Source organism: Alkalihalobacillus sp. R86527 (genome assembly GCF_042466185.1).
GTDB lineage: Bacteria > Bacillota > Bacilli > Bacillales > Guptibacillaceae > Guptibacillus.
In genome coordinates, this window is record NZ_JAXHBW010000001.1 from 2,953,694 (window position 1) to 2,979,537 (window position 25,844).

The 25,844-nt window shown below is 43.8% G+C and carries 24 protein-coding genes; 4 read left to right on the plus strand and 20 right to left on the minus strand.

Features of this window, described 5'->3' with window-relative positions; genetic code table 11:
- Window positions 1-191 precede the first annotated feature (191 nt).
- From SJY16_RS15370 to SJY16_RS15405, 8 genes are all read right to left on the minus strand, one after another.
- Window positions 192-554, minus strand: coding sequence for a DUF948 domain-containing protein (locus tag SJY16_RS15370; RefSeq protein WP_377890513.1), 363 nt, complete (start codon window positions 552-554; stop codon window positions 192-194).
- 178 nt (window positions 555-732) lie between these two features.
- Complete coding sequence (locus SJY16_RS15375) at window positions 733-1,740, minus strand: aminoglycoside phosphotransferase family protein (RefSeq protein ID WP_377890515.1); 1,008 nt, start codon at window positions 1,738-1,740, stop codon at window positions 733-735.
- 156 nt (window positions 1,741-1,896) lie between these two features.
- On the minus strand, window positions 1,897-12,186 hold the full coding sequence (locus SJY16_RS15380; RefSeq protein ID WP_377890517.1) for an MSCRAMM family protein: 10,290 nt from the start codon (window positions 12,184-12,186) through the stop codon (window positions 1,897-1,899).
- Window positions 12,187-12,433: 247 nt separating this feature from the next.
- Window positions 12,434-12,838 (minus strand): VOC family protein, encoded by a 405-nt coding sequence (locus SJY16_RS15385; RefSeq protein WP_377890518.1) that lies wholly within the window; start codon window positions 12,836-12,838, stop codon window positions 12,434-12,436.
- Between the two features lie 274 nt (window positions 12,839-13,112).
- On the minus strand, window positions 13,113-13,289 hold the full coding sequence (locus SJY16_RS15390; protein ID WP_377890519.1) for a hypothetical protein: 177 nt from the start codon (window positions 13,287-13,289) through the stop codon (window positions 13,113-13,115).
- A gap of 29 nt (window positions 13,290-13,318) precedes the next feature.
- Window positions 13,319-13,765: a GNAT family N-acetyltransferase gene (locus SJY16_RS15395; RefSeq protein ID WP_377890521.1), complete on the minus strand. Its 447-nt coding sequence runs from the start codon at window positions 13,763-13,765 to the stop codon at window positions 13,319-13,321.
- 23 nt (window positions 13,766-13,788) lie between these two features.
- Entirely contained in the window at window positions 13,789-14,154 is a 366-nt protein-coding gene (locus tag SJY16_RS15400) for a cupin domain-containing protein (protein ID WP_377890523.1), read from the minus strand.
- A 12-nt stretch (window positions 14,155-14,166) separates the two neighbouring features.
- The gene (locus tag SJY16_RS15405) at window positions 14,167-14,844 is read right to left on the minus strand and encodes a GntR family transcriptional regulator (protein ID WP_377890524.1); all 678 of its coding nucleotides are present in this window, start codon (window positions 14,842-14,844) and stop codon (window positions 14,167-14,169) included.
- Window positions 14,845-15,032: 188 nt separating this feature from the next.
- Between SJY16_RS15405 and SJY16_RS15410 the strand changes: the two genes are divergently transcribed.
- Window positions 15,033-16,718 (plus strand): M20/M25/M40 family metallo-hydrolase, encoded by a 1,686-nt coding sequence (locus SJY16_RS15410; RefSeq protein WP_377890525.1) that lies wholly within the window; start codon window positions 15,033-15,035, stop codon window positions 16,716-16,718.
- 842 nt (window positions 16,719-17,560) lie between these two features.
- Here the strand turns inward: SJY16_RS15410 and SJY16_RS15415 are convergent.
- From SJY16_RS15415 to SJY16_RS15445, 7 genes are all read right to left on the minus strand, one after another.
- Window positions 17,561-17,710 carry a YvrJ family protein gene (locus SJY16_RS15415; RefSeq protein WP_377890526.1) on the minus strand — a complete coding sequence of 50 codons (150 nt, stop codon included), beginning with the start codon at window positions 17,708-17,710 and terminating at the stop codon, window positions 17,561-17,563.
- Window positions 17,711-17,770: 60 nt separating this feature from the next.
- Entirely contained in the window at window positions 17,771-17,989 is a 219-nt protein-coding gene (locus SJY16_RS15420; protein WP_377890528.1) for a DUF2922 domain-containing protein, read from the minus strand.
- 37 nt (window positions 17,990-18,026) lie between these two features.
- Window positions 18,027-18,245: a DUF1659 domain-containing protein gene (locus tag SJY16_RS15425; protein ID WP_377890530.1), complete on the minus strand. Its 219-nt coding sequence runs from the start codon at window positions 18,243-18,245 to the stop codon at window positions 18,027-18,029.
- A gap of 195 nt (window positions 18,246-18,440) precedes the next feature.
- Window positions 18,441-18,707, minus strand: coding sequence for a hypothetical protein (locus SJY16_RS15430; protein WP_377890532.1), 267 nt, complete (start codon window positions 18,705-18,707; stop codon window positions 18,441-18,443).
- Window positions 18,708-18,778: 71 nt separating this feature from the next.
- Window positions 18,779-19,195 (minus strand): NAD(+)--rifampin ADP-ribosyltransferase, encoded by a 417-nt coding sequence (gene arr / locus SJY16_RS15435; protein ID WP_377890534.1) that lies wholly within the window; start codon window positions 19,193-19,195, stop codon window positions 18,779-18,781.
- Between the two features lie 354 nt (window positions 19,196-19,549).
- On the minus strand, window positions 19,550-19,921 hold the full coding sequence (locus tag SJY16_RS15440) for a P-loop NTPase family protein (protein WP_377890536.1): 372 nt from the start codon (window positions 19,919-19,921) through the stop codon (window positions 19,550-19,552).
- A complete protein-coding gene (locus SJY16_RS15445; protein ID WP_377890538.1) occupies window positions 19,905-20,063 on the minus strand; it encodes a phosphotransferase-like protein in 159 nt (52 codons plus the stop codon). Before SJY16_RS15445 ends, SJY16_RS15440 begins: the two co-directional genes overlap by 17 nt.
- Window positions 20,064-20,230: 167 nt before the next feature.
- Here SJY16_RS15445 and SJY16_RS15450 point away from each other — a divergent pair, with 167 nt between their 5' ends.
- Entirely contained in the window at window positions 20,231-20,818 is a 588-nt protein-coding gene (locus SJY16_RS15450; protein ID WP_377890540.1) for a cupin domain-containing protein, read from the plus strand.
- A 77-nt stretch (window positions 20,819-20,895) separates the two neighbouring features.
- Here SJY16_RS15450 and SJY16_RS15455 read toward each other — a convergent pair whose 3' ends face one another.
- The gene (locus SJY16_RS15455; RefSeq protein WP_377890542.1) at window positions 20,896-21,333 is read right to left on the minus strand and encodes a cell wall hydrolase; all 438 of its coding nucleotides are present in this window, start codon (window positions 21,331-21,333) and stop codon (window positions 20,896-20,898) included.
- Between the two features lie 405 nt (window positions 21,334-21,738).
- Between SJY16_RS15455 and SJY16_RS15460 the strand changes: the two genes are divergently transcribed.
- Window positions 21,739-21,879 (plus strand): hypothetical protein, encoded by a 141-nt coding sequence (locus tag SJY16_RS15460; protein WP_377890543.1) that lies wholly within the window; start codon window positions 21,739-21,741, stop codon window positions 21,877-21,879.
- Between the two features lie 66 nt (window positions 21,880-21,945).
- Here SJY16_RS15460 and SJY16_RS15465 read toward each other — a convergent pair whose 3' ends face one another.
- Together SJY16_RS15465 and hmpA are read right to left on the minus strand one after the other, a co-directional pair.
- Window positions 21,946-22,569, minus strand: a complete 624-nt coding sequence (locus tag SJY16_RS15465) for an HAD family hydrolase (RefSeq protein ID WP_377890545.1) — start codon at window positions 22,567-22,569, stop codon at window positions 21,946-21,948.
- A gap of 126 nt (window positions 22,570-22,695) precedes the next feature.
- Entirely contained in the window at window positions 22,696-23,910 is a 1,215-nt protein-coding gene (hmpA, locus tag SJY16_RS15470; protein ID WP_377890546.1) for an NO-inducible flavohemoprotein, read from the minus strand.
- 192 nt (window positions 23,911-24,102) lie between these two features.
- Here hmpA and SJY16_RS15475 point away from each other — a divergent pair, with 192 nt between their 5' ends.
- Window positions 24,103-24,543 carry an Rrf2 family transcriptional regulator gene (locus SJY16_RS15475; RefSeq protein WP_377890548.1) on the plus strand — a complete coding sequence of 147 codons (441 nt, stop codon included), beginning with the start codon at window positions 24,103-24,105 and terminating at the stop codon, window positions 24,541-24,543.
- Between the two features lie 55 nt (window positions 24,544-24,598).
- On the opposite strand, the gene SJY16_RS15480 is transcribed toward SJY16_RS15475, so the two are convergent.
- Both SJY16_RS15480 and SJY16_RS15485 read right to left on the minus strand, forming a co-directional pair.
- Window positions 24,599-25,153 (minus strand): GNAT family N-acetyltransferase, encoded by a 555-nt coding sequence (locus SJY16_RS15480; RefSeq protein ID WP_377890550.1) that lies wholly within the window; start codon window positions 25,151-25,153, stop codon window positions 24,599-24,601.
- Between the two features lie 80 nt (window positions 25,154-25,233).
- On the minus strand, window positions 25,234-25,671 hold the full coding sequence (locus SJY16_RS15485) for an NUDIX domain-containing protein (protein ID WP_377890551.1): 438 nt from the start codon (window positions 25,669-25,671) through the stop codon (window positions 25,234-25,236).
- Window positions 25,672-25,844 lie beyond the last annotated feature (173 nt).

Below are 25,844 nucleotides of genomic sequence, written 5' to 3' on the forward strand. Positions count from 1 at the left end.
TCGCCATCTAGTAGGAGTGAATACCGCTTGACTCCCGCGTTCGTCCACAGGAAAGCAAGCGGTAGTCAAACTACTACGGTATAGGGAGCTCAATAAAAGGGTTAACCTACAAACTAAGAAGCCCCAAAGCGGGCTTCTTTTTTGTATTCATTATGGAAACTTGAGAAAGCTTTCACCAAGTTTCGTGCTCCTTACTTCAATTTAATCTGCACCGGCTTACTTTCCTGTGTATGGATTGTTTTCTTATTGTTCTTTTGCAAAGCCGTTCTTTTTATTGAGCTCGTTACATCGTGTATCATATCCCCCACATCATGAGCGGACTCGATTAGCGGATCAACGGCTTCCATTTTTCCTTTTACATCAACCGAGATTTCGTTGGCTTGATGAATCAGTTCTTCTGCTTCATCAGTAATGCCGTTTACGGATGTCCGGACGCTAGACAGCGTCTCCTTTGTTTCTGCCAGTGTTGCCATGAGTTTTCGTAAGGTCAAAACCAAATAGATGACGAGAATAATAAACGCGATGGCTACAAAAACAGCACTCCACTCAAGCATTGAGACAACCTCCTTTCATTTCTCTAAGTCTATGAGGATAGGGATTCGGACATTCCTTCGTTACTAGCTCTAGAAGTACATATTCAAAAAAAAGGGAGCATATCCGCAATTTCGGATATGCTCCTCTTTACTTGAATACTCGAAGTTGAAACATCATAAAGACAAGACAAAACAAAAGTCACCCTTCACCCTCACCCAACCACTCTTCCAACGTTGGAATCGACTCAGCGTATTGCTTCAATTCCTCTATCGTCTGAAATACTTGTTCCGTCCCTAACCTCTGTTCCTGGACATCAGAATGGTCATGACTTAGTGAACGCGTTAGGTTGTATGCGAGCCATCCTAGTTTTCCTGAAAAGCCAGTACCGAGCACCTTGTTCCAGTCCGCATGCTGAGGTCCACACCGTTTCTTATACGCTTCAATAAATGAAAAGAATCGGCCTTTGTCGATCGCTTCTTCATCAGGTTTCGCCCAGTAAATCGCGGTTTCCAGAAGGTCTTGCATCGGATTGATGTAGCCCGCAGATTCCCAATCGATTACGACAGGTTCCCCTTCATGCCACAAGACATTTTTCGGATCCAGATCTCTGTGACTAATCACGACTTCTGGTGCAAGGAGAATTGCAGCTTTATTCGCGATCGCGCTCCAGTCGTACAGGTCTTGCAGGTATTTCTCTAGAAGAGGCACCCAGGCGGCATCTAGTTCTTTTCCACGCTGCACATATGTATCCCAATCTGTGCCTTGTTCTTCATCAATCCGTTCGTAAGGAATTCCTAACATCGAAAAATCAGTCTTATGAATCTCGGCAAGAATCGCGCCGATCTTTCCGCTATGCTCGCTCGTGATGTTCTTTGCGTGTAAATTCTTCCCTTCCAACCAATCGTAAACAAGAAAGAAATGACCATCTAGGTGTTGGATATACGAATCATGTATTTGAATCGCAGGAAGAGCAGGTAATCTGCTTGCGACCAAAGTAGCAATGCGCTCTGAGTTGATAAAGTTTTGCATCGCAGAAGGTCTACTGATGATGTCATTGTTCAACATTTTGATCGCATACTTTCCGGTTGTCGTATGAACGGCATACATTCGATGCAACAGCCCGCCATGAATTGGTTCAGGCATGCTGAGGACAGTACCAAGCTCACATGCTTCACACATCTTCACTACATGATGAAGACCATCCATTTAGCCACCTCCTTCGCTTTGCAATGAACCTTCAGCTCTCGCAAGATTTCCTTATCCTGTAGCATACATCTTTTTTTCTAAGATGACGAATCAAATGGTACAAAGATGCTTCAGCCACATAGAAAAACCCGGGAACATAAGCTCCCGGGCTTCAAACTACCCTCTTACAGGGGTGATGGTAATCGCGGATAAATCAAGGGTGATCGTTCTCGTATCACCAGTTTCACTTTCATAGGAGAACGTTCCACACCCCCTGCCTTCATTTATATCTACCATCCTGAAGAGCGTTGGAACCGTCCCTCCATCTAACGCTAGGAATCGCCCGCCATCCGTAGTAATGTAATACCCGTCACGAACTGGTGGCGGTGGCACTGGCGTCGTTGAAATAAGACTGATTTCGAACTCGACTTCTTGATTAGCAATCACCGTTACCGTGTCGAAGAATGGTTCATATCCTGCTTTCGTCGCCCTGATCTCATACGTTCCCACAGGAAGACCAGAAAGCGAATAAACACCTTCATCATTTGTTCTCACTTCTCGATACAACGTTCCATCTTCATTATAGAGTTGAATCAACACGCCATCGATTGGGACACCTGTTCTACTGTCAGAAACGCGCCCAACAATCGCGCCATCCTCACCTGGACGTAATGCAAAATCGACTCCTTCTCTGTCCTCACCAGTTGTCAGTGTCACGTCCTCTGTCTCTTCTAAATAGTCAAAAGCATCAGCTGCTACCGTATAGCTTCCCGCGCTAAGATTTCCAATCGTATACGTCCCATCCTGTTCCGTGAACGCATTCCCAACAAGAACACCTTCTTCATCATATACACTGATCGAAGCGTCACTGATCGGTGCCCCAGTAGGTGCAGCGGTTACCGTACCAGAAATCGATGCAGCAACTTCTCCAAGTGCAAAATTCTCGACATTTGTGTCGTTAACGAATAGCGTTGACTGCCTACCTGCAGAGCCATACCCCTGTGCTGACGCTCGAAGCGCGTACGTTTCATTACTAAGACCGTTTATTGTGTATCTTCCATCGATGTTCGTGAGTGCAACATCTACTGGGCGATTAAGCAAGTCAAATACTTCAACGATCGCGCCGACGATCGGAAGACCTGTTTCTGCATCCGTGACAAGTCCTGTAAATCGACTCGGAATCGCAACAAGTGAATTATTCACAACAGTAGGTGTGTCTGGTTCTGCCTGGAACGTGACTACCTCTGCTCGATAATCTGGATTGATCGCAGCAATATTGTACTCTCCTGGATTAAGTCCTTCATACTGGTAATTTCCATCAGCATCTGTTTGAACTTCTGCCACAACCGTTTTGTTTTGGTCAGATATTCTTACAAGCGTATTCGCTAATGCCTCCGTTCCTGTTCCAGTCACTCGTCCTGACACGCTTGCTTTTGTTACCGTGAGCTGTAAATCTGCAAAAGTTGTATTTCCTGATTCTACTGCAATCGCATCTGCATCATCGCCATAAAAACGACTGCTCGCTACAACAGTATAATTTCCAGCTTCTATATCCGCAAAGGTATACTTCCCTTGTGAATCCGTCAAGGTCGAGGCGATCACTGGACCAGAGGAACTAATCAGGCGTAGCTCCACATTCGTCCTCGATAGGAGCGCACCCGTTTCAGAATCGGTCACAATACCAGTCACACTGCCTGGAACAAACGGTAGCGAAATGCTCGTTGCTGTCGTTTCTCCTGTTGTAATAGTCGCACTCAGCGATTGTTGAACAAACCCTGGACTGTTGATCAACATCGTGTAAATACCTAATGCTAGATCGAAAACCTTATAAGCGCCATCACTTTGTGTTAAAACCGTTGTAATGACCGAACGCTTTGAATCGAGAATTTGGATTGTTGCTCCTGCAACTGGATCGCCGTTCGGATCTGTAATCACACCAGCAAGATCACCGGTTTCTGGTGAAATCGTTAGAATCGCTTCTTTCGTGACACCAGACTCGATAATCGCTCCTTGAGATGAATTGGTGTAATTCGGTGCAGCCGCAGAAACAACGACAGTTCCCGGTTCTAAGTTTTCAACGACCGCCTTCCCTTCTTGGTCTGTTACAGCTGATGTGAGCGGAATACCCGTTTCATTTTTGATATTTGTGATGACTCCTGTTACTGGAGTGCTTGTTACTTCGTCAACAACGAGTACCGTTAGCCCACCGCTTTGAACACTCAACGGAACATCGACAGAACTCACTTCCCCCGCCTCAACAGTGACAGCGAATTGTCCTGGACTGAAGCCTTTCGAGATTGCAGTGAGGAAGTAATTTCCTTCCTTCACCTCTGGAATCGTATACGTTCCATCTGTTTGAGCTTGCACAGATGTTATGAACGCATCGTTTTGGTCGAACAAGTTGATCAGAATGGTTCGATTTGTGAGAGGATCACCATTCACATTTGTTATCGTTCCACTTATACTTCCAAAAGTTGGCGTCGTCTTAACATCCGTCGTGACTGTTTCATTCGGTGTTACAACAGCTCCAACAGAAGTCGTCGGCTGATTCGGCTGGTCTGCTACAACTTGATACGTTTTTGGCTCTAGATTCGTTATCGTATAGAAACCTTCTTCATCCGTGACAACAGAGTCGACAATCGTGCCATCAGGTGAAATAACGTTTACGACCGTACCTGGTTGAGGAGTGCCGTCTGCATCGGTTACAATACCATCGACAGAGCCGGGTTCTGTACCAAGTTCAAAGGAAATTGACACGACTTCTCCTGGTGAAATATTTACGCCTTGCTTCGCATTTTCATGTTCAGAGGCGGAACATGTCACAACATAAATACCCTCTGGAAGATTCCCGATCGAACAATCACCATTCGCATCGGTTACACCAGATCCGATCACGCTACCATTCGGTGCGACCACTTTGACTGCTGCCCCTGACACTGCCCCGTCTGGTCCTACAACGCTTCCTGTGACAACACCAGGATTCGGCGTAAGGAAGCCATCGATTGTTGTGATTTCATTCGCTGCGACTGTCGCTCCTGCTGTGAACGTATCAAAGTTTGGAGCAGTAATAAGAATCGTATACGGCCCAGGTGCAAGACCAGTAATCGTATAGTCCCCTGCACCATCTGTAACCGCACGTTGAGATGGCTGCACACTATCTCCAAAGAAGATTTGCACAATCGCACCAACAACCGGAAAGTTAGTTTGTAGATTGAGTACCCTTCCAGTAATCTCACTTGGTTGTGGTACTAAGTCAAAGTTAACAGTAGTCGACTCTCCTGCCCCGATCGTAAACCCTTGCTTTGCAGCTTGGTAATCTGGATTGTTCACTACTAGTGTGTAAATGCCAGGATTAATATTCTGGATGAGGTAGCGTCCATCCGCGTCAGTTTGCACTTCGAATATACTCGTTTCCGTGATATCTAACAGTTTGACCACTGCATTCGGAACAGGAACACCACCTGTCGTGATCACGCCTTCTACGCTAGCAGGATCTGGTGTAAGCGCAAATTGTTGAATCGTTGGAACGCCATCAACAATGAGTACAGAGCCACTTTCGCTACCGTAATTGTTCGCTGTGACAACGATGGTGTACGTTCCGTTTGAAATCGTCCCAAAGTCATAGTTTCCATCACTGTCCGTTAAGACAGTACTTACTATTGGTCCGAATGGACTGACGGACCTCAGTTCAACCGTTGCCCCTACAACGACTTCTCCTCCTGTATCCAATACGGTTCCTTGAACAACCGCACCTAATGGAATCAGTGTGATATCCACACCACTCTCATCACCAGGCGTAACCGTCCCTGTGACCACATTTGCTCCGGAACCGCTCTCACTAGCCGTTACCGTATATTCACCTGGGTCAAGCTGGGGAACTGTATACGTTCCGTCGCTAGCTGATATAACAGTAGCTACCGCCGTATTGGTTGGATCGGTCACAATGACTGTCGCATTGCTGATTGGGTTCCCATCTGTATCTGTTATGACCCCTGTTATGTTACCGGTTATTTGTGACAAGGATAGCTGAACCGTTGACACTTCAGCAGGTTCAACGATCACACCGATTGACGAAACGCCATAGTCAGGTGCTGTCGCTTTTACATTAAGCTGCCCGACCTTAATATCCGTAAAGAGAAACTCACCGTTTTGATCACTTGTAATCGTTGCAACGAGAATACCATTCACGTCAGTTAGTTCAACAAAACTACCTGAGAGCGGTACACCACTCGTATCGGTGATCGTGCCTTGAATCGAACCACCCGCCAATAATAAAGGCACCGTTAGCTCGGTTATTTCTCCGTTTTCTACGATCGCACCAACGGTAAATGCTTGATACTTGTCAGCGATCACATTGATCCGATACGAACCAGAAGGTAGGTTCGGAATTTCAAATGTGCCATCAGATAAAGCCTGAAGTGTTTGCAACAGTGCACCGTTATCATTCAACACCCTAATCGCAATCGAACTGTTTAAGATTGGATCGCCATCCGCACCAAGAACTGTTCCAAAGATTGTACCGCCGACTTCTGCAAGTGAAAACAGCACTTCTGATGATTCGTTTGATACAACGATGACCCCAGTCTGATCTTGAACAAAGTAAGGCGAGCTCGCAATGACGGTATACATGCCCGGTGATAAAAGTGGTGATACAAATTCACCGTTCGTATCAGAGTTTGTTGAGATGATTGGAATCCCCTCAGGAGTGGATACAGAAATCAATACGCCTGGAATGCCTTCACTTGTCTCCTGATTAACGACTTTACCTTTGAACGTACCTCCAAGCGGAACCATGACAACGGTAAGGTCGTTGTATTCGTCACCAGGAAGAACCGAAACACCTGTAGTAAATTCAGCATAATCATCGATACCTGCGATCACTGTGAAAGAACCACTAGGTAAACTACCTACAGAGAAGTTACCATCGATATCTGAGATCCCATTTCCGACCTCCACTTCATATTCATCGATGATTCGAACACTTACGTTCGCTAGAGGTGCGCCAGTATCATCCACAACAGTGCCCGCTATTGTTACCGGATCAGGAACGAGGCGAAATTCTAATTCCGTCGTCTCATTGGACTCGACAACAATTCCTTTGATTTCCTGACTATAATTAAGTGTATACGCGCTGATCGTAAATGAACCTGGAAACACCCCTGTAATCGAAAAGTCGCCGCTCGCTCCAGCTGTGCGACGTGCTACCGGTACAGTTGATCCTGGAGAATACACTTCTACCTGTGCCCCTACTAACGGTGATTCTGTTTGAGCATCGAGAATAATACCAGAAATCCCACCAGGGTCAGCTGTGAAGAAGATGTCGCTGACTACCGTTTCTCCTGGACTTGGATTGATCGATACTTGCACACGCTGGTAATTAGGGGTAATCGCTGAAATAAGGTACTGACTCGCTGTGAAGTTTGTAAAACGATAGAACCCGTTTCGATCTGAGTTCACCGTTTGAATCGAACTTCCGTGTATATCTAATAACCTAACAAATACATTTGCGACTGGCTCACCAGTCGTTTCGTCTCGTATCGTTCCTTCTGCTGTAGCCGGGAATGGCTCGAGTGTGAAATCCAACGTCCTTGATCCATTCGCCGGTACTTTCACAGACGCACTCGAGGAACCATATCCACTTTCTGCGAACGCTATGACCGTATATGTTCCAGCAAACAACCCTTCTGTCCGATAAACCCCATTCTCATCGGTTAATGTGCTTGCATACACAGGGCCTGTTGGTGTTAAATAACGAACCTGAATGTTAACACCAGGAATTGGCTCACCTGTTCCGTCATCTGTAACAGTACCTATCAGATCACCTGGCTCAGGCGTTATGATGAAGCTTAATGAAGTCGTTTGATCCGGCAAAATGACGAACGTGGCACTTTGACTTGAGAAGCCTTCTGCTGAAACGATCGCACGGTAATCACCTGGAGAAAGATTCGGGAAAGTAAATTGACCAAAGCTATCTGTCACCACTTTACTCTCTAACGTTTTCCCGAAGTTACTCACTGTTACGACGGCATTCGTTAACGGTTCACTCGAAAGTTGATTCGTCACGTATCCCGTAACTGCACCAGGATTCTGTTCGAGGGAAATATCAATTTCAATCCCTTCCAGAGGTACCGTAACTGTGATGACTTCATTACCATATCCTTCTGCATTCACATTCAACAAATACGAGCCTGGTAATACAGAATCGAACAGAAACACACCATTCTCACTCGGGTAAAGATTCGATACCAATACCCCAGTACTCTTTGTTAATGATAAAAAGACAGCTGTGCCAGTAATCGGAGTGCCTGTATTTGCATCAAGAACTGTTCCGTTCACAGTAGCAAGAATAGGCGACAGTTGAACGACCGCATTACTTACCTCACCTGGTGTGATGATTGCTGACACAAGGTTTGCCGTATAGCCTTCAAGTGTTGCCGTAACGAAATAGGTCCCTTCCGATAAGCTCGGAATCACAAAAGAGCCGTCAGGGTTCGCTAAAAGTGCTTGTAGTAACTCTTTGTTCGCCCCGAGAAGCTTTAGCTGTATGTTATCTCCACTGATCGGGTCACCGTTTTCATCAACAACCTGCCCTTCGATATCACCGACAGTTGTTTTCAGCCTTACATTAGCGCCAGACGTTTCTCCAGGCGGTACGATGACCCCTGTGATTTCAGTCGAAAAATTCGGTGCTGAACATGTAACCGTATAGGAATCAGGCCCAACGTTCCGAAATAAGAACTTCCCGAACTGGTCACTTGTCGAGTATTTGATGAGGATCCCAAGACTATTTCTGAGAAGAACGGAAGCTCCCGTTATCACTTCGCCAGTTTGAAAGTCCGATACGCCACCCGAAATGGTTCCTAACAATCTCGCCATTACAAAATCGATATCTTCCACGTCTTGACCTGCTTCAACTGCTACTGTCCCTGACGTTGTTGTATGCATCATAAGCTTCACGACGAGCGCATAGCTACCAGGAGGCACGTTACTAATATAGTAGTTGCCATCAACGTCCGTATTTCCGTACGCGATTGGAGTCTCGTTCACATCGAGTAGCGAGATTGTGGCGTTTGCTAACGTCTCGCCAAGATCGTTCACAACGTTTCCGCTGATTGAACCAGGATTCGGCTTAATCGTCATCGGTACATTTGCTACCGTGTCAGATTGAACGAATGCACCTGTGCAAGCGACAGAATAATTAGGTGCTGCGGCTTTTAGAATATAGTTTCCTGGCGCTAAATTCTCAAATTGATATGCTCCTGATGGATCAGCTGCTGTCGCGTTAACCAGTTGGTTATCCAATGTATACAGTTGAACGATTAAGTTTTCTGCAGCAGGGGTGACAATGCCACTGATCGAACCAGGATTCGCCTTCAACTCAATATCGATGCTCTTCGTAAAGCCCCACGGTACGATTTCCCCGATTAGGCTCGTTTCGTAGCCTTGTGCCACGACAGCCATCGTATAAATACCAGCTGGTAACCCTACTGTTAAAAACTCTCCATCCCCACTCGTGATCAACGAATCCACCTGGAATCCTAACGCGTTGCTAATATTGATTGTTGCTCCAGCGATCGGCACACCCGTGTCAGCATCTCGTAACGTACCTGTTATAAAACCAGGTAGTGGTACAAGTCCTACGCTTGTTGTCACAGTTTGACCTGGCTCTGTTTTTACACTTGCATAAGAACTACGATAGGCTTCTGTATTCGCATTGATTGTATACGTGTTGACAAGGACATTCTCAAACGTAAATTCTCCATCATTCGTTGAGAACGTTGTCGCTAACAAAACCCCGTTCGAATCGATCAATTGCATCTGAATCGGTTCTCCCGTAATCCGATCACCTGTCTCTTCGTTTATAATCGTACCAACAATAGTAGAAGGATTAGGAGAAAGCGAGAAGTCAAGCTCTGATACATTTCCAGACGTAATAATCGCACCACCTAATAACGATTGGTAGTTAGGAAACGAAGCGGTTATCGAATAACTTCCTGGGTTGAGATCACTTACTGAATAATCACCGTTCGTATCCGTTACTCGTCTTGAAACAAGAACGTCCGAGTCCGAATTGTTCACAAGGACAACCGCACCAGCAAGCGGAGCACCAGCATCGGTCGTGACGGTACCGGTTAAACTTCCAAAAATCTGTTGGAGTTCAGCATTCAATGTGAACGTTCGATTGTTGGTAATGAGCGCGCCTAACGTCGTTGTAGAGTACCCATCCGCTGTAAAAATACATGTATACCTTCCTGGAGATAAGCCCCTGATCGTGTATGTGCCATCATCGTTTGCGATGGTTTTCGCAACGACGATATTGTTTGCAACCACATCAATCTTAGCTCCACCTACTGGCGTTCCATCCGATAAGACAGTACCTGCAAGAACCCCCGTCAAGCGCTTCAGAAAACAATCGAGCGTGGTTGTTTCATCAGAGCGAATATAAAAACCAAAGTTCTTTGCTCCATGACCATCCGAAGCAAAGGTACATACATAATTTCCTGGTGCAAGAGAGCCAACACTGAAACGACCGTTTGCATCTGTCGTGGCGTTCGCGATCGTTAATCCAAACGAGTTGGTTATTTTGATAGTACACCCTACTAAATCATCATTATCGTCTTCATCCTTCACACGTCCTTCAACGGAACCAGGGTTAGGAAGAAGGTCAATTTCCACTTCCGCTGTTTGACCAGCGAGGACTGAAAACCCTACGTTAAACGTCTGATAAGAAGCCGCTTTTGCTCTGAAACGGTAGGAACCAGGAGCTAGTCGATTGATCACACATTGACCAGCTGCGTCAGTGGTTGCAGAAGCAACGACAAGGCCTGTTGAGCCGATAATATCAACAGTTGCACCGGCAATTGGTGCGCCATCGCTTGTCACCGTCCCTTCGACCGTTCCTGGGTTTGGAGCTAGCGCAAAATTTTCGGTCGATGTATCGTTTGAGATCACATCTTTCCCAATCGACTGCGATTGATACCCATCAGCTGTAACCGTCAAGATATAATGACCCGGCTGCACATTGTTTAGCGTGTACTCACCTGCTGCATCCGTCGTCGTCGCAAGGATTTCTTGACCGATATTATTGGAAATGGCTACCTTTGCTCCAGCGACCGGAGAACCTCCAGAAGTAACCGTCCCAGCTAAATTCCCTAATACAGGAGCGATATAAAGATTAACGATGGTGACGTTATCTTCAGTGACCTCAACATTTCGTGTCACATCATCAAAATCCGCTTTTGTAAACTCGAGCGTGTACGTGTCAGCAACGATACCTGTGAAATTGTAATCTCCGAATGCATCCGTTTGCGTCGTAGCGACCTCAGTCCCACCCGACAACAATCGCACCGTCACATTCTCTTCCGGTAGGCCGTTCACCTGATTTAAGACATTCCCCGCTACACCACCAGTAGCCTGAACATCAACTGTAGCCGCTGCCCTTACAGGAACAAGGTCACCTCCCGTAAATAAGTCGAATCCAATACCTGTTGCTACGTTTAAGACCTGTTCTCCTGAAGTATAGAACAAGCCGTTTTCTACAAAATCTAACGTTGCGCTCTCTCCAGCTTCTAGATCTCCAACAGTCCATGTGAGCGTTTTATTACCTTCGTTATAAGCGGTAGAACCTTGAGAAACGGAAGTCGCTTCAAAGACAGAAACAACGTCGAGCGCTACAACATCGACAACGTTTAAGATCGTCGCCTGACTCTTTCCTGTATTAGTGAGCGTGATTCTACCCGTCCACTCATAGTTTCGTCCGGCCACTGGCTCAGTCGGGCCTGTTAGCATGGTTTTCGTAATCTGTAGGTTGGCCCTTACATTCCCATCGTTAACCGTCGTTGAATCAGAAAGTGCATCCTTGAATTCATAGTCTTCAGATGTTCGTAAAGAATCTTTGTTATAGTTGTTGTTGTTCGTTGCAGTAAATGCCACCATCTGGATCGGATCATTTGGCGTGATATCCAAATATGAGAAAAACGTTGAAGCCGGGATAAGAAAATCAACAAAATAGTTCTGAGAATTACCTAGCGAACTATCAGCTTGAACAACTCGCGCTACGTCAAAGTTAATAATCTGACGTTCGTAATTCGGCTCTCCTTTTCCATTCGTACCTTCAGCTGAATCTTTCCAGGAATTAAATTCTTTATCAACGTTTTGAATGAGGTTCACGCGATTCTTCAAACCATTAATGGCAAGCATCCAATCATACGTTCCAGCTACACCGGTCGTATTCAATAATACTCCCCACGCATTTCGTTGAAACGAGGTCTTCGATCGGTTACGAGGATCTGCTCTGACACGCATGCGAAAATAAACGTTGATCGTATCATACGCATAGTAAAACGATGGAGCATTTTCATCCCCTACAATATCAGTCCAGGACGGATTGATATCCTTTACTACATCTGCATACGCCTTCCCACCGACCAATATTGGCGTAAACTGATTATTACTTGGAAACGGCACACGAACACCTCCAATAGTTTCATACAATTCCATTTACTATACGCAGGACTGCCCAATTCGGAAGTGAAATTAGAAAAAGTTATACTTCTACGTAATAACGTTATGACTGAAAAAAGATTCCATGACATCATTTTTTCCAATAAAAAGAAGCTCTTCCAGTTTGGAAAAGCTTGTGAATACGTTGAGAAAACAATGGCTTCTTCTAAGAAAATGGTTCTAAAGGCTTGAACATGTTTTGATGAAAAACCTATATTTTTTTCTCCATCGACATGACTTCCCAAAGGTGACCATCGAGATCCTGAAAGCTCGATACATACATAAAGCCATGATCGACCGGATCGGAGGAAGCTTCGCCACCAGAGTCCAGTGCCTTCTCCACAAGTGTGTCGACCTCTTCTCTACGATTGACCCCTATTGCTAAGATGGCTTCCGTACTTTCCTTCGCGTTTACGATCTCTTTCTTAGTAAAGGACTGAAAGTATTCCTCCACCAATAGCATGACAAACGTATTGTTATTAACAACCATACATGCAGCATTGTCATCCGTATAATCAGCGTTGAATTCGAAACCTAGCTCTCTGAAGAACGAAATCGATGCATCTACATTTTTGACAGGGATGTTTATGTACACTTGATTTGCTTCAAACGCCATCCGAACACCTCACCTTTCCGTTTTCGATGCTTCCCCACATTCTTCTACAAATCGATTCCGATCCCTTTTCCATTCAGAAATTATTATTCGACAAGTGATACTACGTATTTCTTATACGCAGCGATCTTCTTATCGAGCATCTCTTCCGTTGCTTGTAACGTTTCAATCTGATGCCGAATTGCTTTCTGGTGATTCTCCAACAGCTCAAGCCTTTCTGAAGAAGTTTGTTCTCCTTCTTTAAAAAGGCGTGCGCAGCTCCGATTCCACCATGTATTTACGTTCTCTTACTTTGTACGATCAGCGTTAGAAAGAAATTCACTAAGTACCCAACGAGTAAATAGACAAGTAGAAACGCTGTCGGTACATCACTCCACACTAGCTTTGTGATGAAAAAAGCAACTAAGGCCATGATAACGGCACCTAGCCATAGTTTAAAACGATTGTACTTCATCGTTAATTTCCTTCCTCTCAAGCTTTTTGTTACAGCACGTTCCTCTTCATTTCAATTTCTTCATCCGTTTCGTTAACCCTTTCGAATCCTGCTTTCCCATAAACACGAATGGCAGGCTTATTCGTTTTTTTCACGTCAAGTTTGATCACGTCTATTACTATGTCATAGTGATTTAAGCCGTACTGAATCCCCTGGTTCACGTAATCGACGGCAAGTCCTTTCCCTACTAAACGAGGTTCGAGAGCAAGGCCGATCACCATCGTACTCCCTGTGACTGTGAACTCAAACAATCCAGCAATCTCATCTCCAGAGAGAGCCACGAAACCATCGCAACCGCCCGGCCCTACAAAAACGCCGTCTTTCTCAAAGGAAGTAAAATAAGGCGTCATGAATAGATCGTCAAACCTGCCATCATACTGCCATGTATCCATTTCACGTGCATATGAGAGTGTCATTGGAACAAATGTATACGTCATTCAACCCACATCCTATTTGTTTTCTACAGCCATACATCGTTCTCAGCCGTTAATTCCGTCGATTTCTCTCCTGTATTCACGACACCACGAGGCTCGATCAACATGATCTGACACTCCGATTCTGCGAATGGTTTGTGCTCTACGCCTTTTGGCACGACATACATCTCGCCCTTTGATAGCGTGACGTGACCGTCGCGAAACGCGATTGTCAACTCCCCTTCAAGCACGATGAACACTTCATCCGTTTCTTTGTGATCGTGCCAAACGAATTCACCTTTTACTTTTACAAGTTTGAATTGATAATCGTTCATTTCAGCAATCACTTTTGGAGACCAGTGTTCACTAAATAATGAGAGCTTCTCATGAAAATTAATCGGTTCGTACATCATCTGTTCCCTCCTCTACAACATTTGATCGAGCGATTTATAGCCCTCTGCCGTGCTTTTCAACGTTTCGAGCGTACTCTGGAGATGGTGACGGATGGCAGTTTGCACCTTTTCGATGTCTTCACCCCTGATCGCATCGATAATCTTCCGGTGCTCGTCGAGGCTTTTGTTCTTTTCCTCACTCTTCGTATCAACAACATCATAAATCCTTAAGTAAATATCGATTTGTTCGATCACCTTATGTAGAAATTCACTAATGTATTTATTACCGCTCCTGTCTGCAAGAAGCATGTGGAAACGTTTGTTTAGCGCTATGTACTCCGGAATATCTTGCGTCTTATAAACCGCCAGCTCCTCTTCAAGCGTATCTTCTAATTTCAAGATATCTTGATTTGTGATTTTATCTAAGCCGAATTTCACTGCGATACATTCGAGTTCAATGCGCAGTTCAAAAGCCTGAATGATTTCTTTTATATCTGGCTGGACAACATACGCTCCTTTATTCTGGACAAGTGTGACGTATCCTTCTTCAACTAGTTTTCGAAACGCATTTCGTATCGGGGTCCTGCTTACTTGTAACTTTTCCGATATGATCGCTTCAACTAACTTTGTACCAGGCGCAAGCTCCCTACTCAATATCGCCTGTTTTAACTTATCGATAATCATTTGTTCAGCAGACTGCTTCGTTTTCATCCTCGATCCCCTCTACTTTTAAAAATCCGATATTACATTCTAGCATAATCGACCCCCGCCTCTATTCCAAGTGGCTTCACCATTGCATATAAAATATAGGCTATTCAAAAACACGGAAAAGGCTTAAAATGAAATTGTAGTACAATTTTGAACTACATTAATGTATAAAGCAAGGGGGCGACAAGCTCATGTATAAGAAATTAATCGAAAAAACGATACCAGAGCAAGTAGACATGCTGACACGTGCTTTAGTTGAAATCGAAAGTATCAACGGTACGTCAGGTGAATTAGCACTGGCTAATTTTATAAAAACGACGCTGCTTTCCTTTCCATATTTTCAAAAGAATCCTCATCTCGTTTGGGAACAAGTTGTCGATCAGAATTTAGGAAGAAAGAATATCTTCGCACTACTGAAAAGTCCCGAACCTACAAAGAACACGATCATCTATCACGGCCACCTCGACACGGTTGGAACCGATGACTATGGTAGCTTACAAAAAGATGCGCTGAACCCTGATGCATTAGAAGCTTTCTTCAAAGACTACCAGTTCGACCGAGATGTTCAGAGAGATGCGCGATCCGGAGAGTGGCTGTTTGGACGTGGGGCACTCGATATGCAGAGCGGTGTTGCGATTCATCTCGTCAACCTCCTACATTTCTCTATGCATCCCGAAGAGCTATCTGGAAACATACTCTACATGGGAAATCCAGACGAGGAAAGCCAGCACAAAGGGATTACTTCCGCTATTTCAGAGTTAAATACGTTAAAGAAAGAACAGGGACTGAACTTTGTTTGTGCGATCAATGCAGATTTTATCACGCCTCAGTATGATGGTGATCACCACCGTTATATTTATACTGGTTCAGCAGGAAAGCTTTTACCTAGCTTTTATATTTATGGAAGAGAAACGCATGTGGGCGATACGTTATCAGGGATCGACTCCACCTTGATCTCAGCTGAAATCAATAGAAGGATCAATAACAACATCAACTTAACTGAGAATATCGCTGGAGAACTCATCCTCCCTCCATCATGCTTGTATCAGAAGGACACAAAAGAGACATACAATGTGCAAACCGCAAAGAGCAGCCTTTTGTACTTTAACTATTTTATTTATGAAGCAACGGCGAAAGATGTGATGAGGAAGCTAGAGGAACTGACCGTGGATGCCTGCCTAGAAGTTGAAGAAAGCCTATCAGCGAACTATCAAGAATTCATCAAGCGAACGGGGCTTCCGACTCGGAATCTCTCCTGGCATATTGACGTAACGAGTCTTGAATCTTTCATCGATGAGTTAAAAGGGAAAGGCGCAGATGTTGAAACGGTGACGAAACAGGTAATTGAGGAAAACAAAGAGCTCGAATCGCGGATGATCTGCTTCAAAATCGTAGAAGCCCTCCAACAACTCGATCCAGATAAGAAGCCAAGAGTGATTATTTTCTACGGCCCTCCTTACCTTCCTCATAATTATTTGGGTGACAGTGAGCGTGATCAATTATTATTGAACGTTGTGAAACGAAACCTTGAGGAAACGGCAAAACGCACCGGTGAAACGTTCGCAGTGAAGAAATTCTTTCCCTATCTTGCAGACGGCAGCTTCCTATCCCTTCATGAAAGTGACGATGAAATCGATGCACTCGTGAAGAACTTCCCTGAGCTGGCGGAAACCTATCCGATCCAGATTAAAGACATCCGAGAATTGAACGTTCCTTCCGTAAACATGGGCGTATATGGAAAGGATGGTCACAAATGGACAGAGCGCGTCTATAAGCCTTATTCGTTCGACGTGCTACCTACACTCATTCGGAATACCACGAAGATGATGCTCGATCAATCGAATGAGCTGCACGGGAAAGAGTTAGTCATCGAATAGATGATACTCTTCTGATAAACAAGAACATGATAGGTAGGTCTACCTTTGGTGCTCATATTAAAGGTGTAAAAGAACGCAATGTTCCTTTACACCTTTTGCTTCTAACCCTCTCAGTTCTGGCTCGACTCCCCCACCTCTCCACCTAGTAACGCTAACCAGCTCTCTTTCTACTATTCATTGTTTCTATCTTTGACGACCATCACCCTCACCTATAACGTTCCTTAGTACCTTCCGCCCTCACCAACTCTCAACCAACTCAACCAAGTTAACTCTTATCTTCAAGCTCTTTAATCCCCTGAATGAACTAGATTTGATAAGGAAACATTGGACAGAGAAAGACTACCTTTTCTACAGCACTCAAAAGCAATGCTGTAGAAAAAGCAGACGTCCTGAATGGTACTGAGTTTGCCTGAGGGGGCCACCGTATCACCCGATTTGAACGCTTGAATGTCTTCAACAAAGAGCTTTCTACACATGAAACCAGTCCCATGTGCGTCTTCTGCTCTCTGCTACCCGTACCGTAGTACGCCTGGTTACCTTACCGAACCATTAGGGCTGTTCACGCCATAGTCTCCCGCCACAGAAATCGGGAACTGTGTGTGTTGCGGGAACGCTAAATTTACTGCATCGGCTTCAGCTAACCTGTCAATTTTAGTTTCTAAACGTGTTACTAGGGATTCCACGTTCTGAACAGCTTTCGGAAAAAAGGCATTACGAAAGACGCCTCGTCCCATTGTGTTTTTTCACGGTCGAGGATCTGTTCACTATGTAGTTGTCGGTGATTCAATATGTATGGAATAGGTTAGAAGATCGGGTGAGGGGACCCTCACCTTCCTCCTGTTTTAGTGATCGTTACCTAAAGAAATGTTCTCTGGCAGCTGCAGGATCGTATCGTTCAGCGTGTCGAGCTTCTGTTCGATGCGGTGAAGCAAATAGAGCGTCACGATGATCGGAAAGCCAACGTCGCTGATGAGTGACATCCAAGACTCCATGCTGTTTCCTCCTTTTTTTATACTGGAAAAAGAGAGAGCTTACGCCCTCTCTTCTTAGGATTAGATGATGACGATGTCACTCGTGTTGCGCTCAACGATTCGAGCACCTCTCTTAGCTACGAGATCACCACCACTTGTTGTGAAGATGTTCTGTGCAAGCAACGTATCCATTGCAGCAGAGATTGCTGCTGGATTCACCGGTTCAACCGGATCGTTAAGTGAGATCGAGAACGGCTTGTTGTCATCATTCAGGAATTGAAGTTCAAGTGTTTTTGCCATGTCGGGTCCCTCCTTTCATTATTAGTTTGGCTAGTTACTAGCCAAGTAGGTCAGAAGAATCATTACGCTCAACTGCGAACATCGAGTGCTGTTGAAGTGGAGCTAGTGCTGCAGCGACTGTGAACAGTGCATCAGTCGATGCTTCTACTTTGATGTTGTTGAAGTTCTTGCTACGAAAGATCGTCTTACCTTTGGAGTCGACGCCTACATCAAGGACCATTCGAAGCTGCGTGTTATTAAGAGAAGCTGTTGCCATGTTTGCCACCTCCTTTCGCTTTCACCCTATATATCGAAATGAAAGTGCAAAAAGGGGCATCTCCGAAAAATAAATTTTTGAGCGGTGCCGCCCGCTCGGTGCCTGTCACTCCCCGAATCGTGTCGAACGCACAAAAAAAGAGGATGTCTTGAGAAATTTCTCAAGACATCCTCTTCTATTATTTCTACATGTAGATCACGAGTTGTGCTCCTCAGCGACAAGCGAGTACTTCGTAAAGTATGCGCCCATGATCAAGAAAACAACATTAAGTGACCAAATAACAACGCCAAGGGAATGAAACAAAAAACCGAACAAATTGATAATCGCAATCGCGAAAAAACAGATTGGTGTTAGTGCACTTTTCAATCCAGTTTGACCCGCTTTTCTTCTTTTCTTAATGACCATGATGATAGAGACGACCAGAAAAACCATAAGAACAATCGCCATGACCGTTGATAACATACTCGTATCCTCCTTAAGTCGAAGAAGTGCCTGTCACTCCCCGAATGATGTCGAAAGCGCAACATGCAGAGTCAATCATATATGACAGCTTTTCCTTGTTCACGTAAGTTTTTTAGAGAGGTAAGCATTTGATTTATTTGTTCATCAGAATGCCTCTCCCACAAACCTAATTCAGCAATTATTTTCAAAGGTGATTTCGATCGATATGAACGTGTGGGGTTTCCAGGGAATTTCTTATCAGTTAAATTCGGATCATTCTCAAAGTCACCCAATGGTTCTACAATGTAAATTCTTTCTTTTGAATCCGACGCTGCTAATTCAGCACCCCATTTAGCAGCATCTAATGTTGCTGTGAAATAAATATTGTTCGATTTTTTATTTTGATAATTTGATAAGTGTTGTGGTTCTAATAGATCTCCAATTTTCAGTTTTGCTTTAGTACCATGAAAGAAAGGACCACGATCCAAGACATCTTTTTTGTCATTCAATGGATACACCTCTTATAGTTTTAGATTTGTATCTAATAGTATAGGGCAGGTACTATAGAAAAAGTAGTCTATAAATACTTTTTCATTAGCAGTATACTAGTAGTAGAGAGAAGGAAATCACACAATAATTAGTGGTTGTTAATTTACCTTCATCTCCATCACTTACCATCAGGTGTCGTCTCCTTGCCCAGATGCATCCCCACAAACACCATTCCAATTACCTAGACGACTTGCGGCTCACCAACACATTCATAAAGAAGAATTGACATACATCCAACTGCTGCAATCGTTAGGACCGTCCTATCTTTATTCACTAATGCTCCTCTTTCTTTCAGCATATAGTTTCCAACATCATCACACGTTTACTTGCTCCACAACCAGTTTTAAAATTTCATTCTCATCCATCTCATCTGTCACCATCATTTCTCCATCCACACCTAAATAATCGCCCTCACTCCACCATGACCGCAAAGCATCTTCGTCGAACTCATTTCTCTTCGAACGCGTATGATGGCGTTTCAACGTTTCTTCAAACGTGAGATCAAAATAATAGACATAGGCTTTTCCCTCATAGAACTGAATTAAGTTGTTCAACATCTCTCCATAACGCTGGTTACTCAAAATCCCTTCTAAAATAACAACATTACATTTCCCTTTTCCATATTCAGTGATTTGCCGAATCAAATCATGTGAAAGGTTTCCTTTTCGATCACGTACCTTCAGCATATCGCGCCGCACGGTATCTTTGAGAGACTAAGAGCGTTCCGTCTCCATAATGGTTTTGCAGCGCCTTCGCGATCGTTGATTTTCCACTAGCAGAATTGCCTCTTAGGATAATAAGTTTGGATATTGGTCTCACTCCGTTCATTTTCACTACTTCTCTTTCAATATATTAACATCATTATCCATCGACTGGAGATTGATTCAAAGAACCAGCTCATCATACATTTCAATAGAAAGTAGACCAGTAACTAGTCCAACTTAATTCTTCTACATATGATGATAAAGAAGTTCTACAAGAAAAGAGGAAACTATATGACAAGTCCGGTATCAGGTTATATAACCGACAACCGAAATCTAGTTGGTGGTAAAGGTACTCCTAATCTATTCTTTGATATCAACAACAGTGTACTGTTTGAACGAGATCCAGAGAATATCGTTTATCTTTTATCTTCCACTCAAATGCCTGCAATGGTCGGGGGTTCCGTTGCAGAATTAAATATGTCGAAGGGGTTCATACGCGAACCTCACTGGCATCCAAACGCATGGGAATTGGACTACCTCATTTCTGGTTCAGCAACCGTTGGTATTCTGGACCCGAACAATAACAAACTACAAACGTACAAGCTGACAAAACCCGGTGAAACCGTGTTTATCCCGATGGGCTATTGGCATTGGATCTCAGCTGATTCTGACGATACGAAAATGATTTTATTCTTCAACAACGACCAATTTCAAACGCAGGAAGGTTCCACGATGTTAACACAAACTCCTCTCCCTGTTTATGAACAAGCGTACAACATCGATCCTGAGAAAATGGCAGCAGCGTTAGAACCAATCGAAGGAGCTGGAGCTGTCGTCATCGGACCGCCCCCACCACTTTCATCTAAGCGAAGGAAATAGACATAACAAAAACCATAGCGATTCAGGTGAAATTCACCTCGTTCGCTATGGTTTATTGGTTTACACATTACGTACGCTCATCGATAGACGCTCGCACACGTTCCCGCTTCTGGCTCATAGTAACAATGGTTTTTATATTGACCAGCAAACGGTTGACCATACCACGTTGAAGGACATGGCCCATAGGGATTGAAATACCAAAGCGCATATTTACCAGGATGTTCTCTCCAGTAATCTAAGGTCTTCTTCGCTAATCGTTTCTCCGCAGAACGAGCTCTGTTATAGAAAACATTTCCTTTTTGAACAGCTTCAAATGAATAATTTCCACCCTGTACCTGGTAGATGACCTGAGGAATCGTTCGCAACCCCTGGAAATCCAAGCAATCTGCTTGCGCACGATTGACGATAACATTTCCTACATAGAGCATCCCCTGTTTCCCTTCTCCTTCGGCTTCTGCTCTCATCATCCTTGCGATCAAGGCAACGTCTGAATCTTTGTACTTTACTCTTGGCATTTTCCTCACCCCAAGATAGTGTATGAGAAATGCCTATGTTGATGTTACTATTTATAAAAGTAAATAAGCTGACAAGCTATGTATCATCCTTGCCTACATCATCTGTATGTAAAATAACCGAACGATTAAAATCAAAAACAAAACGAACACGATGCCATAAAACAGCTTCATGTTTTTGATCACCCTTCGATCCATTCGTCTCCTTTTCACAATTCCTCATCCTTCACAAAACCATCTCAGGTGTATTCTTACCAAAATGAACGAATCTTCCTCAACAACCATGCCAACTCTACCTACCCCTTATTAAAAAAAATGGTCAGTCCATGTATATTGTTAGCGAAAACCACCGAACATGATGGTACGTATTGCATAAAATAACTAATAATGAACTTGGAGATGATCGTTGTGTGGGTGATTACAGTTCTTGATGACAACGGTGCTCGTACCCTGCTGGATGTATGCTTTAGCACGTTCAACGAAGCGGCGTCATATGCTGAAAAAGCTCAGTTTCCATCATTTACGATTAAGGTTTCAACTAGATTATGACCTCACCAAATGGATACCGCATCTATGTAACGATAGTGCGGTTGTTTTGTTTTCTATCGTAAATCGTCACTCCCCATACAACCTCAAAAGATCATCAAAGCGCTCGATCACTTCATCATACTCACTCACCTGTCCAAATCCATACTTTGCGTATACAAAAGGGATGCCTGCGAACTTCGCTGCTTTCATGTCGCCTTCCGTATCACCTACATAAATCGGATTGTCGAGATTATTTCGTTCCATGATCAACTTGATATTCTCACCTTTTGAGAGTCCTGTCCTACCAGGGTTTTCATAATCCAAGAAATGTTCGTCGAGTTGATGATACTGATAGAACACTTCGATATACCCATCTTGACAGTTGCTCACGATATACAGTTTGTATTTCTTTGCGAGAACCTTCAATACGTCCGGGACGTTTTCGTACAGTGATCCACCTTGTTCAGCAATCGTATCTAATTCGTTATTGCCACATGTATCGATAAGCTGTTTTCGCACGTCATCATCAGCATCAGGGAAGAACCTTCGGCTGATTTCATGCATCTGTAACCCCATCGTCTTTTGGAAATCTTCGCGCGTCAACTGCTTGTTGATGGTAGGATGTTCATCGATCGTTCTATTCCATGCATCGATCACCGTATCGATCGGATCCCAGATCGTTCCATCTAAATCAAAGATAATGCTATCCATATGGCTGTTCTCTCCTAACTATGTAAAAAAACAAACGCTATTGTTGTACAGTATATAGGAGATTGTGTGATTTGGAAATTGTTTTAAAGGGGGGTCAGGTACGTACCTGACCCCCCTTTTACAAAATTAGTGAATCGCAGGCTTAAGTGCTACGGCAGGTCCGAAGAATTCATAATGCATTTGCTCTTCTTTGACACCAAGTTGCTCTAGGGCTTCTCTTACAGCCTTCATAAATGGCAACGGTCCGCAGAAATAGTAGTGAGCTTCCGGGTTAAGATCTAGAATACCTTTCAACCAGTCACTCGTTACATATCCTTCCTTATCAAACAATCCAATGCTGCGATCTTCACTTGTTGGAGATTCATAACACGTGTAAGAATTTAGTGAAGAATGATTGAGCTCTCTAACTTCTTTGTCAAAAGCACGAACATTCCCATTGATTGCCGCATGGATGAACGTCGTGTCTCTATCCTGTGTGGCACTAGCCTTCAACATGCTCATAAGTGGGGTGATCCCTACTCCACCACTTAACAGAACGATCGGATTTGTGCCTTCTTCTAGATAGAAATCTCCCGCTGGTGCCGTAACGCTTAGCGAATCCCCTTCTTTCACACCTTCATGTAAAAAGTTAGAAACGATACCATCAGGATTCGTTGGATTTTCTTCCTTTTTCACAGAGATTCGATAATAAGGTTTTCCAGGTTCATCAGAAAGACTATATTGACGAATATGGGTGAATTCATCACCTGGAATCTCCACTTTCACACTTATATATTGTCCCGGATTGAATGATGCAATCGCCCCACCGTCAACTGGCTTCAGGTAGAATGAGGTGATAACATCACTTTCCTGCTCTTTCCGATCCACAACGAATGTACGCTCGTTACGCCATCCACCTGGCTGTTGTGCTGCTTCGGCGTACATTTCTTGCTCAACATCGATGAATACACCTGCAATAACACCATACGCTTCTTCCCATGCGCGCAAGATTTCTTCAGTTGCTGCGTCACCGAGAACATCTTTGATCGCTTTTAATAAGTACTCTCCTACGATCGGATAATGTTCTGGTTTCACTCCGAGACTACGGTGTTTATGTGCAACTTGCTTCACCACCGGAAGGATTGATTCTAATTGATCGATATGTTTGGCTGCAGCATAGACAGCATTTGCTAAAGCTTGCTGCTGGCGGCCTTGCTTTTGGTTAGCGTGGTTAAAAATATTTAGTAGCTCTGGATGATTTGTGAAAAGCATGTCGTAGAAACGCTTCGTGATTTCATTTCCGTGCACCTCAAGAACAGGTACCGTTGATTTGATTGTAGCGATCGTATTAGATGATAGCATAAGAATGCCCTCCGTTTTTTAAAGATGTATTTTGAATACACCTTTATGGTATAGGGGTTTTCCTTTTAAAGCAATATATAAAATACATCTTTACGAAAATGTTCACAATTTACATAAAACCTTACAGAAGTATTCATCATGTGAGGTGTGCTAAAATAAGGATAAAGCGGATTGAAATGAGGATGAACGAACGTGCGTTTAACAAATTATACCGATTACTCGTTAAGAATGTTGATCTATCTTGGGAGTATGAAGAACGATAAATTAGCAAGCATCCAGGAAATAGCGGATGCTTACAATATCTCGAAAAATCACCTGATGAAAGTTGCACATGAACTCGGAAAGAAGAATTATATCAAAACGATCCGAGGAAGATACGGTGGATTACGACTCGCTAAACCCCCTTTCGACATCAACGTTGGCGAAGTTGTCAGAGGCATGGAAGAAGACTTTCATCTAGTAGAATGCTTCGATCGAGAAACAAATACATGTATCATCACCCCAGCATGTCGATTAAAACATGTGCTGCACGAAGCATTGCAAGCTTATTTTGAAGTACTCGATGGCTATACGCTTGATGACCTGATTGTGAATGATGAGACGCTACGACAGCTGTTTGATATGAACCAGTAAACCGATAATGAATAAAACAAAAGGAACACCCGAGCATACAGGTGTTCCTTTTGTCTTATTCAACTTTACGAAATTCATCCTTCATAACTCCCATTAAGATCGAATCATGGTACTCGCCATCATAGAAAAGATCCTCTCTAATTCGCCCTTCTTGCTGAAATCCAAGCTTCTTATAAGAAGCGATCGCACGCTCATTGAACGCAAAGACATCAAGTCCAACACGATTTAAATTCAATATACCAAATCCATATTCTAGTACTAATGACATGCCTTCACTTCCATACCCTTTCCCCCAATAATCACGATCAAAGATAGATACCCGAACGACCGCTTTTCGATTTTGATGATCGATCTCAAGCATCGCAAGATCTCCGATTGGACGATCTGAATCTTGTAAACAGAGGATAAGATCGACTCGAGAGCTGTCTGTTGAAATACGTTCAAACCAGTTCTGAACGCCCACCCGACTAAACACAGCCTGCGTTCCCGTTAACCTTCTCCCTTCCTCGTCCCAGAGAGCTTTCTTGTAAAAGAAATCAAGATCTTCGTTTTCAATCGGTCGTAAGTATACGCGTTTTCCTTCTAGAAATTTAATAGAATCTGAGCTCATTACACCATTCCTCCGCTTCAAATCTGACTGACCTCATTATATAAAAGATGCGCTCAATTTGGTATACCCTTCCATCGCACTCAGCGGATAACCGCGCGCTCTTTCTGGTCCAGAGCATCTTCCAACCAACTCGGATGCATCGTTAACAAGTCCACTGGCAGCTCAGACGCTGAGAAGAACTTCATATCAAGTGATTCTTCTGAATGACACCTTAGGTCCCCACCTACGATTTCAGCAAGAAAGCACGTTGTAATAAAATGAACGACTTTGCCTCCTGGATAATGAAAAACTTGTGAAGACGGATCAGAATAAACGCCAATCAACTTCTTGATCGTTACATCTAAATTCGTTTCTTCTTTCACTTCCCTAACGGCAGCTTGAGAGACAGTCTCTCCAATTTCGATATGTCCTGATGGGATGCCCCACAGTCCAACGTCGCTTCTTTTCTGAAGCAACACTTCGTTCTTTTCATTCAGAATAATGATTGCTACCCCTGCTTTTAATTCATCGATTTCCATTACACTAACCTCCTTCATAAAATAAAAAAAGCCCGAAGAGAAAGAATTCAACGCATGCGAAATACGCTGAACCTTTCCCCTCGGACCTTTTATGTCAATAGGTGCCTTCTACATATGTAAAAGATGCAGCCCTCGGTCACTGTCCTATCAAATAGCGGAACCCTAGCTGCAGT